This window comes from Cricetibacter osteomyelitidis (genome assembly GCF_004340985.1).
Taxonomy (GTDB): Bacteria; Pseudomonadota; Gammaproteobacteria; order Enterobacterales; family Pasteurellaceae; genus Cricetibacter; species Cricetibacter osteomyelitidis.
Map to the genome: position 1 here is coordinate 46,778 of NZ_SLYB01000012.1, position 13,550 is coordinate 60,327.

Consider the following 13,550-nt stretch of genomic DNA (forward strand, 5'->3'; position numbering starts at 1 on the left):
TCAGTGGAATATAAGAGTAAAATGGAGCGTAATATGACAAATCATATTGTTACCACATCCCCGATCACAGTATTAGGTGCCGGTTCTTACGGTACATCTCTGGCAATTGCCTTTTCTCGTAACGGTTATCCGACCTATCTTTGGGGACATGATCCCGTGCATATGGAACGACTGTCCAAAGAACGCCAAAATGCACAATATTTACCCGATGTGACTTTTCCCGACAGTTTACATATCGAACCCAATTTAGCACAAGCGATTCAAAAATCCCGCGATTTATTGATTGTTGTACCGAGTCATGTATTTGGTGAAATTATTACGAAAATTAAACCGCACTTACGCTCTGACAGCCGTATCGTGTGGGCAACTAAAGGTTTGGAACGCGATAGCGGGCGTTTATTGCAAGAGGTTGTCATAGAACAGCTCGGCACGAATTATCCGTTGGCAGTATTATCCGGTCCGACTTTCGCGAAGGAATTGGCACAAGGCTTACCGACGGCGATCGCGTTAGCATCACAGGACGAACGATTTGCATTAGAATTTCAGGCTCGTATTCATTGTAGTAAGAATTTTCGCGTTTATATTAATGCCGATATGTGTGGCGTGCAGTTGGGCGGAGCGATTAAAAATGTGATTGCCATCGGTGCCGGGATTTCCGACGGTATGGGGTTTGGAGCCAATGCCCGTACCGCATTAATTACGCGTGGCATTGCTGAAATTACGCGTTTGGGTCTATCGCTCGGTGCTAATCAAAATACCTTTATGGGAATGTCAGGCTTAGGTGATTTAGTGTTGACTTGTACCGATAATCAATCCCGTAATCGTCGTTTCGGTTTAATGTTGGGACAAGGTTTTTCTGCGGATGTGGCAATGCAAAATATCGGTCAAGTGGTGGAAGGTTATCATAACACCAAAGAAACTTATTTATTAGCACAGCGACAAGGCATTGAAATGCCGATTACCGAACAAATTTATCAAGTATTATTTTGTGGTAAAGATGCGCGTGAGGCCGCTGTGGCACTATTAGGTCGTGAAAAAAATAAGGAATAGTATGTCGGCAAATCTTGAAAAAGTGTGGAGTCATATTCGTGTTGAAGCAAAGGAATTGGCGGAATGTGAACCGATGCTCGCGAGTTTTTTCCATGCAACGATTTTAAAACACCATCAATTTAGCGGAGCGTTAAGTTATATTTTAGCGAATAAGCTGGCTAATCCGATAATGCCTGCTATTGCATTAAAAGAGATTATCGAAGAAGCTTATGCGGCGAATCCGGATATTGTGGATAATGCCGCTTGCGATATTGTAGCTGTGCGACAACGCGATCCTGCAGTAGATTTATATTCTACCCCGTTATTATATTTAAAAGGCTTTCATGCTATTCAAAGCTATCGCGTGACGCATTATTTATGGCAACAAGATCGCAAAGCCTTAGCGTTATATTTGCAAAATCAAATTTCCGTATCTTTTGATGTGGATATTCACCCGGCGGCCAAAATCGGCTGCGGAATTATGTTTGACCATGCGACCGGTATTGTGGTGGGGGAAACTTCCGTCATTGAAAATGATGTCTCGATTTTGCAGGGCGTTACTCTAGGCGGTACGGGCAAAGAACATGGCGATCGCCATCCTAAAATTCGCGAAGGCGTGATGATTGGTGCCGGTGCAAAAATTTTAGGTAATATTGAAGTGGGTAAACATGCCAAAATCGGGGCGAATTCTGTGGTTCTGCAAGCGGTGCCTGAGTATGCCACCGCAGCCGGTGTGCCGGCTAAGATAGTCAGCCATGACAGAAGTGCTAAACCGGCTTTTGACATGAACCAATATTTTTCAGAAATCAATGTCGAAATTGATCAGGCACTAAATATTTAATTTTTACTTTTATTGGGCGTATGACATACGCCTCTACTCTTCTCAAGGACTCTTATGCTTTATTTATTTTATCTGCACATTATTTGTGCATTTTCAAGTTTAGCTTTATTATTAGTACGCGGCACAATGCAATTCAGCGGTAAAGATTGGCGTGCCATAAAATTATTGAAAATCCTACCGCACTTAGTGGATACCCTTTTACTCGTGAGCGGTTTCTGGCTTTTCTTTGCTTATGGTTTATTGTGGGAAACATGGATTTTGCTCAAACTTGCTTTCTTGGTACTGTACGTTGTTTTTTCCACCAAATTTTTCAGTCGAAAAGTACAAATTGCAAATCCCTTATTTTTCTGGTTGGCATTGTTAAGCTTTGTCGGAATCCTGGTGGTAGCATATTGTCATTAATTAATGACAGTAATACAAAAGTTTGGAATAATCGTTTTTTATTAATGCAGATTGACTTGTCGGCGGATTTTGCGTAACAGCAGGAATAACCAAGGCCAGAGTAGTCCGCTGGTTAATGCACCGAGCATTTCATGCCAATTTAGCACCGCACTGTGCAGCAATAGCTCAACAAAGAAAATACCTAAACGAATGGCAAAGACGAAGACGACGACCAATAAACTTTGTTGCCAAAGAGATAAATTGCGTAAGACCAAATAATTTACAGCGATTAAATAAGCAAATACGGATAAGACCAGTGCATGTACGCCGAGAATAGAGCCTAGCACCAAATCCCATAAAATCCCGACAACGAAGGCACTGCCGATGCTGACTTTACCGGGAATTGCCAATATCCAATAAAGTAGTACCATCACAACCCAAGCGGGGCGAAAATATTGAAAAAAACTCGACCAAGGCGCGATTTCCATTACTAACGCGATAATAAAAGTACAAAGAATAATCAGCCACTGAAAAATAATATTATTATTCATTATTCGGTTCCTTGTTTATTGGTTTTATTATCACGAATATCTTCCACATCGACGGGTAAACTTTCATAGTTCGGCGGTGCTAAATCGGCCGGATCGGTGATATCCGAGGCGGAATGCGGATGTTCTTCCGCTTCTTTATCGTGAGATTCCAGCACTTTCTCTTTTATTACACCTTGTTGGTTGGCCATCCGTTGTTTGACGGCATTACGCACATCTTCCGGGGATAATGAATTTGCTTTACGACTTTCTTCACCGGTCGGCCACAATAATAGAATATAACGTAAACGTTCGAGTGAAGCCAAAGGTTTGGCTGTTACGGTGGCAAAGTAATTTTGCCCGTCACGAGATACGCTTTCTATTGTTGCTACCGGATAGCCTTCGGGAAAACGACCGCCTAAACCGGAAGTAACTAACAAATCCCCTTTTTCAATATCCGTGGAGCGCGGCACGTTTTCTAAACGCAATTCATCAGTTCGCCCTGTGCCGCTGGCAATCAAGCGAACATCATTACGCAATACTTGTACTGGCAAAGAGTGAGTGACATCGGTAAGCAATAAGACACGACTGGTTTGTTCGCCGACGGAAATAATTTGTCCGATTACGCCTTTTTCATCAATCACCGGCTGACCAACATAAGCACCGTCATTTTGCCCTTGGTTCATTACCACCTGTTGGCGATAAGTATCGGTTTCTGCCGTGAGCACTTCTCCGATTTTTTTATATTCGTCCTGGCGTAGAGGGGAATTGAGCAATAAACGCAAACGTTGATTTTCTACTTTAAGCTGATCTAATAACAACAAATCGGCGTTTTTTTCGCGAAGTTGATCTTTTAAGACTTTATTTTCGATTTGTAATTTATTGGTGTCCACCAAATTATCCGATACGCCATCCAATACCGTGCGAGGCGTGTTGGCCAGATAATACAAACTCCCTACGGCAGTTTCCATAAAACTGCGTGCTTTGATCATAGTATTGGTTTGTCCGTCCGACAAAATAAGTGCGGTCGAAGCGATGATCGCCAATGCTAAACGAAGTCCAAGTGGGGGGGCTTTACCGAAAATAGGTTTCATATCAGAATTTTAATAACTAAAAAGTGCGGTAAAAATAACCGCACTTTTTGGGCTGATGATTAGAGTTCGTCACTAAAAATATCGCCGCCGTGCATATCGATCATTTCTAACGCTTCACCGCCACCGCGAGCTACACAGGTTAGCGGATCGTCTGCAACGATAACCGGCACACCGGTTTCTTTGGATAATAACACATCGATATTACGTAATAATGCCCCGCCACCGGTAAGCACCATACCGCGTTCAAAAATATCGGCAGCCAGTTCCGGCGGACACTGTTCCAATGCGGTACGCACTGCGGCAACAATACCTTCTAATGGCTGTTGAATTGCTTCCAATATATCTTTGGAGTTTAAGGTGAAGGTGCGTGGAGCCCCTTCTGCCAAATTATGACCATGTACTTCGGTTTCTAAAATTTCATCACCTTCTTGCAAACAAGCGGTACCCAATTCTTTTTTGATGCGTTCCGCCGTAGTTTCACCGATGGATGAACCGAATTTGCGACGAACATAAGCAATAATGGATTCGTCAAAGCGGTCGCCGCCGATACGTACGGATGATGAATATACGACACCGTTTAAAGAAATTACAGCCACTTCAGTGGTACCGCCGCCGATATCGATAACCATAGAACCGGTTGCGGTAGAAACCGGTAATTTTGCACCGATTGCGGCAGCCATAGGCTCTTCAATTAAATATACTTCACGTGCACCGGCACCGATTGCGGATTCTTTAATGGCACGACGTTCCACTTGAGTTGCACCTGCCGGTACGCACACTAACACACGCGGACTCGGACGCATAAAGTTACCGCTGTGTACTTGCTTAATAAAATATTGCAACATTTTTTCAGTAACGAAAAAGTCCGCAATCACACCGTCTTTCATCGGGCGAATAGCCGCGATGGATTTCGGTGTACGACCCAACATCATTTTTGCTTCTTTACCCACCGCTGCAATGCTTTTTAGTGATCCTACCCGATCTTGACGAATTGCCACCACGGAAGGTTCGTCAAGCACGATACCTTGCCCTTTTACATAAATTAAAGTATTTGCCGTACCAAGATCGATGGAAAGATCGTTTGAAAATAAACCACGAATTTTTTTGAACATAACTGTTTCACTACCGTTTTCAGAATTTGATTAATTGGGATTCGAGACGCTGATTTTACAGCTGAAAAATTTGTGGCTAATTTACCAAAAATTGAGCATAAATTACAGTAAAATTTCCTGCTTCTGTAATAAATTTTATAAAAAATGTAAAAAAATAACCGCACTTTAAAAAAGTGCGGTTAAAAATTTGGAAATTTTTAAAGACAGGGTTAGCCTTTGTAGTTGTACACTAAAGAAACTAAGTCTAATACTTTGTTTGAGTAACCTGTTTCGTTGTCGTACCAAGATACTAATTTAACGAAAGTATCAGTTAATGCAATACCTGCTGCGGCATCAAATACAGATGTTAATGTGCAACCGTTGAAGTCAGTAGAAACTACTGCATCTTCAGTATAACCTAAAACACCTTTCATTTCGTTTTCGGAAGCACGTTTGATTTCTGCACAGATTTCAGCGTAAGTTGCCGGTTTTTCTAAGTTAACGGTTAAGTCAACGACAGATACGTTTGGTGTAGGAACACGGAATGCCATACCGGTTAATTTACCGTTTAATGCCGGGATTACTTTACCTACCGCTTTAGCTGCGCCTGTTGAAGACGGGATGATGTTTTGTGACGCACCACGACCACCGCGCCAGTCTTTTGCTGATGGACCGTCAACCGTTTTTTGCGTTGCTGTGGTTGCATGAACAGTTGTCATTAAACCGTCTTTGATACCGAATTTATCGTTGATTACTTTAGCAAGCGGTGCCAAACAGTTTGTTGTACAAGACGCATTAGAAACGATGTCTTGTCCGGCATAGGAATCAAAGTTTACACCGTTTACGAACATTGGAGTTGCATCTTTAGACGGACCGGTTAAAACAACTTTTTTCGCACCGGCAGTGATGTGTTTACGCGCAGTTGCATCATCTAAGAATAAACCGGTTGCTTCAACAGCGATATCTACACCGATCGCACCCCAGTTTAAGTTAGCCGGATCACGTTCAGCAGTTACACGGATTGCTTTACCGTTTACCACTAAATTACCGTCTTTCACTTCAACAGTGCCATCGAAACGACCATGAGTTGAATCGTATTTTAGCATATAAGCCATGTACTCAACGTCGATTAAGTCGTTGATACCGACAACTTCGATGTCGCTACGAGATTGTGCTGCACGGAATACGATACGACCGATACGGCCGAAACCATTGATACCAATTTTAATTGCCATAAGATTTTCACCTTCTATAGTAAAGTTAAACAAAATTATTACAGTCGCTAAATTACTCTATTCGAGTTAATTTTACAAGATAAAATAATTCAATCCCCTGTCATTTGGTGATTATAGCATGGTTTCTGTTTGTTCTGAAAGCAAGCTATTGGGACAAAATATAACAGATTCACTTTTTGTGATCTATATCAAATTTTCGGGATCCTCGAAATAAAATCGTAAATTAGGCTTTACTTTTACCGGGATCTTGGATTAAAATTGCGACCTTTATTGAATACAGCCGTTCAAAAGGGCGGTTAATAAATTAGCAAAATAGCAAAATTTCATTGAGGTGAATGGCTTATGCCTGTAATTAAAGTACGTGAAAACGAATCATTTGACGTTGCATTACGTCGTTTTAAACGCTCTTGCGAAAAAGCTGGTATCTTAGCGGAAGTACGTAGCCGTGAATTCTACGAAAAACCAACTACAATTCGTAAACGTGAAAACGCGTCTTTGAAAAAACGTCATGCTAAACGTGTTTTCCGCGAAAATGCGCGTAATACCCGCTTATACTAATTATTAAAATATATCGAAAATTCTCGTTTCGGATATTTACATTTAGCAGTAGAACCGTGAAACCTTAGGGGATCGCGGTTTTGTTGTTGCTGAACTCTGTGTTTAAATTATGCTGTGACATTAAGGATTATTAACGGATGAAAGGTCGTATTCCTCGCTCCTTTATCAACGATATTTTAGCTCGTGCCGATATTGTGGACGTTGTGAATAGTCGTGTGAAATTGAAAAAAGCAGGACGTGATTATCAAGCCTGTTGTCCGTTTCACCATGAAAAAACGCCGTCTTTTACTGTCAGTAAAAATAAACAGTTTTATCATTGTTTTGGCTGCGGTGCACATGGCAGTGCATTAAATTTTCTCATGGAGTATGACAAACTGGAATTTGTGGAAGCCGTAGAAGAATTGGCTGCCATGCTTGGTTTGGAAGTGCCGCGGGAAACATTAAATAATGGCGATGTACCGCAAATACCCAGTGCAACTAAGCGGAATCTGTATGAGTTAATGCAAGATATTGCTGTGTTTTATCAACAACAATTACCAAACAATATTCCGGCTCAGGCTTATTTGCAAAATCGCGGTGTTTCCGGCGAGATCATTGAACGTTTTCAAATCGGTTTCGTGCCGAATTCCATGGATACAGTGCTACGCCGTTTCGGCAAAAATAAAGATGATCAGCAAAAATTATTTGATACGGGGATGTTATCACGAAACGATCACGGCAATGTATATGATCGTTTTCGTCATCGCATTATGTTTCCGATTCGGGATCGTCGCGGTCGCATAATCGCATTCGGCGGTCGTGTGCTAGGCGACGAACGCCCTAAATATTTAAACTCACCGGAAAGTCTGACCTATCATAAAGGTAATGAATTATATGGTTTATATGAAGCCTTGCAATCTGACGATAATCCGGAAAAATTATTAGTCGTTGAAGGCTATATGGATGTGGTGGCATTGGCTCAGTTCGGAGTAAATTATGCCGTTGCCGCATTAGGCACGGCAACCACGCCGGAACAAATTCAACTTGCATTTAAATCTACGGAACAAATTGTCTGCTGTTATGACGGTGATAGAGCGGGGCGGGATGCGGCTTGGAAAGCGTTAAATAATGCCTTGCCTTATTTATATGACGGTCGTCAGTTAAAATTTATTTTTCTTCCGGACGGTGAAGACCCCGATACCTTTATTCGTGCCCAAGGCAAAGAAGCTTTTGAAAATTATATTAATAATGCATTATCGTTGAGTGATTTTCTGTTTTCTCATTTACTTACTCAAGTCGATCTTTCCAGTAAAGAAGGAAAAAGTAAACTGGCATCTTTAGCCGTGCCATTGATTAAACAAGTACCGGGTGAAATGCTGCGTTTGTATTTACGCAATACGTTGGCGCAAAAATTAGGTATTTTGGATCAAAGTCAATTGGAAGCATTGATTCCTAATGTCGCAGTGCCGGAAAGTGCGGTGGAAAAACAAAAAATTAAACGTACGCCAATGCGGATTTTAATCAGCTTATTATTGCAAAATCCGAATTGGGTCGAATTTGTGCCGGATATTTCGCTGTTAAGCACTTTGAATGAACCAGGATTCGAACTATTTACTCAACTGGCGGATTATTGCCGTAATAATGTGGGAATCACCACCGGCCAGTTATTAGAGAACTGGCGTGATACCGAACACCAAAAAGCCCTTGAAATGTTGGCGATTTGGAACCATTTAGAGAACAAAGAAAATATTGAAACTACCTTGCAAGAATTTCAAGACACACTGAAATTTCTATTTTCTCAATTAATTGAAAAGCGTATTGAAACATTAATTGCAAAAGATCGCTCGGATAGTTTAAGTCAGGAAGAAAAATATGAATTAGCAAAATTATTAACGGCTAAGCCTAGTTAATATAAGGCAATAATGCTAGAATAATTAATCCTATTTATTTTTCGTTATCAGTTTAACTACATTCGGAAGTCAATTATGGATCAAAATCCACAATCCCAATCACAGTCTCAGTTCAAATTGTTGATCGCCCAAGGTCGTGAGCAAGGCTATTTAACTTATGCCGAAATCAATGACCATTTACCGGAAGATCTTGTTGATACTGATCAAATTGAAGATATTATTCAAACAATCAATGACATGGGTATTCAAGTGCTGGAAGTGGCACCGGATGCCGATGATTTGATTTTGGCGGAAAATATTACCGATGCAGATGACGATGCAGTGGAAGAAGCCACGCAAGTATTGTCCAGCGTAGAAAATGAATTAGGTCGTACCACCGATCCTGTGCGTATGTATATGCGTGAAATGGGGAGTGTTGAATTATTGACCCGCGAAGGTGAAATTGACATTGCAAAACGCATTGAAGAAGGCATTAACGAAGTGCAATGTGCCATTGCCGAATATCCGGAAGCATTGGATAATTTGCTTGAGCAATATACTTTAGTGGATGAAGGTGCAGTACGTTTAGCGGACCTTATCACCGGTTTTATCGATCCGAATGATATTATTGCAGAAGAAATTCCTGATGTAGAGGCGTTAGATGCCGACGAAGATGAAGAGGAAGGCGAAATTAATGATGCCGACTTGGATGATGAAGAAGAGGAAGGAGAGGAAGAATCTGATGACAACGGCAGTGATGACGGTGATAACTCCATCGATCCTGAGTTGGCTCGCGAAAAATTCACCTTATTAAAAGAACAACATGCGAAAACCTTAGCGGCAATCCAAAAGCACGGACGTACGACGAAAAAAGCGAAAGAACAAATTCAAGCATTGGCGGATATTTTTACTCAATTCCGTTTAGTGCCACGTCAATTTGACATTTTAGTATTAAGTATGCGTTCGATTATGAAACGCGTACGCACTGAAGAACGTAAAATACAACGTTGGGCGGTCGAACATTCGAAAATGACGAAATCCTCTTTTCAAAAAGCGTTTTTAGGTCATGAAACTACCGATGATTGGTTGGTGAAAGTATTGGATTCCGGTAAGCCTTATGCGGAAAAATTAGCCGCTTATGCGGATGATATTCGAGCGTGTATCGCTCAATTGGCTCAGATTGAACAAGAGACCGGTTTAACCGTTCAACAAATTCGCGATATCGGCGAACGCATTGCACAAGGTGAGCTTAAAGCCCGCCGTGCGAAAAAAGAAATGGTTGAAGCGAACTTACGTTTGGTGATTTCTATCGCGAAAAAATATACCAACCGCGGTTTGCAATTCTTGGATTTAATTCAAGAAGGTAACATCGGTTTAATGAAAGCGGTAGATAAATTTGAATACCGTCGCGGTTATAAATTCTCTACTTATGCGACCTGGTGGATTCGCCAGGCAATCACCCGTTCTATCGCTGACCAAGCCCGTACAATTCGTATTCCGGTGCATATGATTGAAACGATTAATAAACTTAACCGTATTTCACGTCAAATGTTGCAAGAAATGGGCCGTGAAGCCTCACCGGAAGAGTTGGCAGAACGCATGGGAATGCCGGAAGATAAAATCCGCAAAGTATTGAAAATTGCCAAAGAGCCGATTTCCATGGAAACCCCGATCGGCGATGACGACGATTCGCATTTAGGTGATTTTATCGAAGATAGCACTTTAGAGTTACCGTTAGATTCCGCCACGGCACAAAGTCTGCGTGCGGCAACCCACGAAGTGTTAGAAGGCTTAACACCGCGTGAAGCGAAAGTATTGCGTATGCGTTTCGGTATTGATATGAACACCGATCACACCTTAGAAGAAGTGGGTAAACAGTTTGACGTGACTCGTGAACGTATTCGTCAGATTGAAGCGAAAGCATTGCGTAAATTGCGTCATCCGAGCCGTTCGGAAACCTTACGCAGTTTCTTGGACGAATAAGACTTAATTAAAAAAAACAATTGGAAAGCCACCGCACTTCAGCAAAAAGTGCGGTGGCTTTTTCAAATATTTTATGCCGGATAATAAGCTTCGGCTAATTCCCCTTTCACACCATCCCATTCGATTAGTGCGATGGCGGCAGTATAGAAATTCATAGCCGTTCTACCGTGACAAAGTTCGTAAGCAATATCTCCGACCAATGGTAAATGAGAAACGATAAGTACGTTATTAACTTGCTGCTCGGCTAATACGGTTAAATAATCTTTTACTAAAGCACTGTCTCCGTAAGGAGTAAGTTCGTCCCATATTTCTTTTTGCTCGTTTAGTGTTCCACCGAAAGCCGTATTCACTTCATCAAAGGTCTCTTGAGCACGCACATAAGGGCTGACTAAGATACGATCAAATACGATATTGGTCGCTTTTAATTTTTTACCTTGTGTCGATGATTGAGCTTTACCTTGAGGTGTTAGATGGCGGGCACTATCGGTTGTGACAATAAGCTCGGCTTCACCATGCCGCATAATAAATATTTTCATATTATAAATTCCTTAAAAAATTATTCTCAATCTGTCGGGGCGGATTATATATCCGATAGGCAAAGAACTGTTAAAAAACGTTGTGTTTTATGACCGCTCTTTTGAGCGGTCAATGATTAATTAATCGTATATTTACCAACACCCAATTCATCTTCTTTACGAGTACGATTCATAATGGTTTGCGGTGATTGTTCTATACGGAGATCCATTTGATCTTCGGTACGCACCACATTACCGCGTAAAGAATTTGTCCATACGTCGGTGATTTCGATATCAACGAATTTACCGATCATATCCGGTGTGCCGGCAAAGTTTACGATACGATTGTTTTCGGTGCGGCCGGTGAGTTCCATCAGATCTTTTTTCGACGGTCCTTCTACTAATACGCGTTGTATCGTACCAAGCATACGGCGGCTGTACTGTGCCGCTTGTTGGTTGATGCGTTCCTGTAACACATATAAGCGTTGTTTTTTTTCATCTTCGGTAACATCGTCAGGAATATCTGCTGCCGGTGTACCCGGACGGGCGGAGTAGATGAAGCTGAAGCTCATATCAAAATTAACTTGAGCAATTAAATTCATGGTTTGTTCAAAGTCTTCCGCGGTTTCTCCCGGGAAACCAACGATAAAGTCAGAACTGATCTGAATATCCGGGCGGGCTTTACGTAATTTACGAATAATGGATTTATATTCTAACGCCGTGTGACCGCGTTTCATCATATTCAGAACGCGATCAGAACCGGCTTGTACCGGTAAGTGTAAGAAGCTCACTAATTCCGGCGTATCACGATATACATCGATAATATCATCGGTAAATTCAATCGGATGTGATGTGGTAAAACGTAAACGATCGATGCCGTCAATGGCGGCAACCAAGCGTAGCAGTTCGGCAAAAGTACAAATTTCACCGTCGTGCGTCGGACCGCGATAAGCATTCACGTTTTGTCCTAATAAATTCACTTCACGTACGCCTTGCTCTGCCAGTTGGGCGATTTCAAATAAAATGTCATCTAACGGACGGCTCACTTCTTCACCGCGAGTATAAGGCACTACGCAGAAAGTACAGTATTTATTGCAGCCTTCCATAATGGATACGAACGCTGTCGGACCTTCGGCACGCGGTTCGGGCAGCCGGTCGAATTTTTCGATTTCCGGGAAACTCACATCCACAACGGAACTTTTACCGCCTCGAATTTGGTTAATCATTTCCGGCAGACGGTGCAAAGTTTGCGGACCAAAAATAATATCGACGTAAGGTGCTCTATCACGAATATGCGCACCCTCTTGTGATGCCACACAGCCGCCTACGCCAATCACCAATTCCGGTTTTTGTTTTTTCAAATCTTTCCAGCGACCTAATTGATGGAATACTTTTTCCTGTGCTTTTTCACGAATGGAACAAGTATTGAGCAAAAGCACATCCGCTTCTTCTGCATTTTCGGTGAGTTCCAAACCGTGTGTAGAGAATAATAAATCGGCCATTTTAGACGAATCGTATTCGTTCATTTGACAGCCCCAGGTTTTAATATGTAATTTTTGAGTCATATCTCTTTCTAATTAACTGAAGTAAATAGTTTAAAGTATAAAATTTTGGTGCACTATTTTACAGATTTGTCGCAATTATCGCCACTTAAAAAAGGATTATTTACGATTTTATTTCTGTATAAATAGTATTCACTCGCGATCTGAGCAGATTATCGGAGAAACGAGAAAATCTGATCGATGAATTATTGAGGAAAATCGTACAAATAGCTTGCAATTTAAGGCTCTAGCGACTAAACTTAGAAAAAGTGGTGAAAAGTGGATCTTTGTGGAGATCTTTGGATAATTTGAGATCAATTTCATAACGCAAATTTAAAGGCGAATCTATGTTTAGAGGGGCACAGGCAATCAATCTGGATGCGAAGGGACGTATTGCGATCCCGACTCGTTATCGCCCTGAGATCTTAGAGCAAAATCAAGGACAAATGATTTGTACTGTAGATATTTTTCAGCCTTGTTTGTTGTTATATCCCTTGAAAGAATGGGAAGTTGTGGAGCAAAATCTGTTGGCACTTTCCAATACCGATCCTAATGAGCGTGCTTTAAAACGCTTAATGATCGGTTATGCCACCGAATGTGAATTAGACGGAAACGGACGTATTTTAATCAGCAGTCCGTTACGTCAGCAAGCAAAACTGGAAAAAGGAATTATGTTGGTTGGGCAGCTCAATAAATTTGAAATTTGGAGCGAGCAACAATGGCATTCACAAATTGCCGAAGATGTTGCTCTCGGTATGAGCGGTCAGCTTGCACTATCAGATAAATTAAAATCGCTGTCATATTAATAAATAATAGAGAACAGCGGCACTAGCAAAAGGTAAGCGGTGTAACTTAAGTTTACTCCGGTTCGCCGCTTTATCTTCTTT

General features: G+C 41.5%; 13 protein-coding genes. 7 read left to right on the top strand and 6 right to left on the bottom strand.

Features of this window, described 5'->3' with window-relative positions:
* Window positions 1-33 precede the first annotated feature (33 nt).
* From gpsA to EDC44_RS07200, 3 genes are read left to right on the top strand one after another with little or no spacing between them, the layout of a single operon-like run.
* Window positions 34-1,050: an NAD(P)H-dependent glycerol-3-phosphate dehydrogenase gene (gpsA, locus tag EDC44_RS07190; protein WP_131976828.1), complete on the top strand. Its 1,017-nt coding sequence runs from the start codon at window positions 34-36 to the stop codon at window positions 1,048-1,050.
* A gap of 1 nt (window position 1,051) precedes the next feature.
* Complete coding sequence (gene cysE, locus EDC44_RS07195; protein ID WP_131976830.1) at window positions 1,052-1,870, top strand: serine O-acetyltransferase; 819 nt, start codon at window positions 1,052-1,054, stop codon at window positions 1,868-1,870.
* A 54-nt stretch (window positions 1,871-1,924) separates the two neighbouring features.
* A complete protein-coding gene (locus EDC44_RS07200; protein ID WP_131976832.1) occupies window positions 1,925-2,272 on the top strand; it encodes a SirB2 family protein in 348 nt (115 codons plus the stop codon).
* 41 nt (window positions 2,273-2,313) lie between these two features.
* Here the strand turns inward: EDC44_RS07200 and mreD are convergent, their stop codons facing one another.
* The 4 genes from mreD to gap all read right to left on the bottom strand — a co-directional run bounded on the left by mreD (window position 2,314) and on the right by gap (window position 6,198).
* Entirely contained in the window at window positions 2,314-2,802 is a 489-nt protein-coding gene (gene mreD / locus EDC44_RS07205) for a rod shape-determining protein MreD (RefSeq protein WP_131976834.1), read from the bottom strand.
* Window positions 2,802-3,872, bottom strand: coding sequence for a rod shape-determining protein MreC (gene mreC / locus EDC44_RS07210; protein WP_131976836.1), 1,071 nt, complete (start codon window positions 3,870-3,872; stop codon window positions 2,802-2,804). Before mreC ends, mreD begins: the two co-directional genes overlap by 1 nt.
* Before the next feature lie 59 nt (window positions 3,873-3,931).
* Window positions 3,932-4,984: a rod shape-determining protein gene (locus EDC44_RS07215; RefSeq protein ID WP_131976838.1), complete on the bottom strand. Its 1,053-nt coding sequence runs from the start codon at window positions 4,982-4,984 to the stop codon at window positions 3,932-3,934.
* A gap of 209 nt (window positions 4,985-5,193) precedes the next feature.
* Entirely contained in the window at window positions 5,194-6,198 is a 1,005-nt protein-coding gene (gene gap, locus EDC44_RS07220) for a type I glyceraldehyde-3-phosphate dehydrogenase (protein ID WP_131976840.1), read from the bottom strand.
* Window positions 6,199-6,540: 342 nt separating this feature from the next.
* Here gap and rpsU point away from each other — a divergent pair, with 342 nt between their 5' ends.
* The 3 genes from rpsU to rpoD all read left to right on the top strand — a co-directional run bounded on the left by rpsU (window position 6,541) and on the right by rpoD (window position 10,607).
* A complete protein-coding gene (rpsU, locus tag EDC44_RS07225; RefSeq protein WP_131976842.1) occupies window positions 6,541-6,756 on the top strand; it encodes a 30S ribosomal protein S21 in 216 nt (71 codons plus the stop codon).
* 137 nt (window positions 6,757-6,893) lie between these two features.
* Window positions 6,894-8,645 (top strand): DNA primase, encoded by a 1,752-nt coding sequence (gene dnaG, locus EDC44_RS07230; RefSeq protein WP_131976844.1) that lies wholly within the window; start codon window positions 6,894-6,896, stop codon window positions 8,643-8,645.
* Window positions 8,646-8,720: 75 nt separating this feature from the next.
* Window positions 8,721-10,607: an RNA polymerase sigma factor RpoD gene (gene rpoD / locus EDC44_RS07235; protein ID WP_131976846.1), complete on the top strand. Its 1,887-nt coding sequence runs from the start codon at window positions 8,721-8,723 to the stop codon at window positions 10,605-10,607.
* Between the two features lie 71 nt (window positions 10,608-10,678).
* Here rpoD and sixA read toward each other — a convergent pair whose 3' ends face one another.
* Window positions 10,679-11,143 carry a phosphohistidine phosphatase SixA gene (gene sixA / locus EDC44_RS07240; protein WP_131976848.1) on the bottom strand — a complete coding sequence of 155 codons (465 nt, stop codon included), beginning with the start codon at window positions 11,141-11,143 and terminating at the stop codon, window positions 10,679-10,681.
* A 116-nt stretch (window positions 11,144-11,259) separates the two neighbouring features.
* Window positions 11,260-12,687 (bottom strand): tRNA (N6-isopentenyl adenosine(37)-C2)-methylthiotransferase MiaB, encoded by a 1,428-nt coding sequence (gene miaB / locus EDC44_RS07245; protein WP_131976850.1) that lies wholly within the window; start codon window positions 12,685-12,687, stop codon window positions 11,260-11,262.
* Window positions 12,688-13,010: 323 nt separating this feature from the next.
* Between miaB and mraZ the strand changes: the two genes are divergently transcribed.
* Window positions 13,011-13,469 carry a division/cell wall cluster transcriptional repressor MraZ gene (gene mraZ, locus EDC44_RS07250; protein WP_131976852.1) on the top strand — a complete coding sequence of 153 codons (459 nt, stop codon included), beginning with the start codon at window positions 13,011-13,013 and terminating at the stop codon, window positions 13,467-13,469.
* Window positions 13,470-13,550 lie beyond the last annotated feature (81 nt).

Bases quoted from the DNA above. Each gene is read 5' to 3' on its own strand.
- rpoD (WP_131976846.1), top strand. From the start codon at position 8,721: ATGGATCAAAATCCACAATCCCAATCACAGTCTCAGTTCAAATTGTTG.
- cysE (WP_131976830.1), top strand. From the start codon at position 1,052: ATGTCGGCAAATCTTGAAAAAGTGTGGAGTCATATTCGTGTTGAAGCA.
- gap (WP_131976840.1), bottom strand. From the start codon at position 6,198: ATGGCAATTAAAATTGGTATCAATGGTTTCGGCCGTATCGGTCGTATC.
- miaB (WP_131976850.1), bottom strand. From the start codon at position 12,687: ATGACTCAAAAATTACATATTAAAACCTGGGGCTGTCAAATGAACGAA.
- mreC (WP_131976836.1), bottom strand. From the start codon at position 3,872: ATGAAACCTATTTTCGGTAAAGCCCCCCCACTTGGACTTCGTTTAGCA.
- sixA (WP_131976848.1), bottom strand. From the start codon at position 11,143: ATGAAAATATTTATTATGCGGCATGGTGAAGCCGAGCTTATTGTCACA.
- rpsU (WP_131976842.1), top strand. From the start codon at position 6,541: ATGCCTGTAATTAAAGTACGTGAAAACGAATCATTTGACGTTGCATTA.
- gpsA (WP_131976828.1), top strand. From the start codon at position 34: ATGACAAATCATATTGTTACCACATCCCCGATCACAGTATTAGGTGCC.
- EDC44_RS07215 (WP_131976838.1), bottom strand. From the start codon at position 4,984: ATGTTCAAAAAAATTCGTGGTTTATTTTCAAACGATCTTTCCATCGAT.
- dnaG (WP_131976844.1), top strand. From the start codon at position 6,894: ATGAAAGGTCGTATTCCTCGCTCCTTTATCAACGATATTTTAGCTCGT.
- mreD (WP_131976834.1), bottom strand. From the start codon at position 2,802: ATGAATAATAATATTATTTTTCAGTGGCTGATTATTCTTTGTACTTTT.
- mraZ (WP_131976852.1), top strand. From the start codon at position 13,011: ATGTTTAGAGGGGCACAGGCAATCAATCTGGATGCGAAGGGACGTATT.
- EDC44_RS07200 (WP_131976832.1), top strand. From the start codon at position 1,925: ATGCTTTATTTATTTTATCTGCACATTATTTGTGCATTTTCAAGTTTA.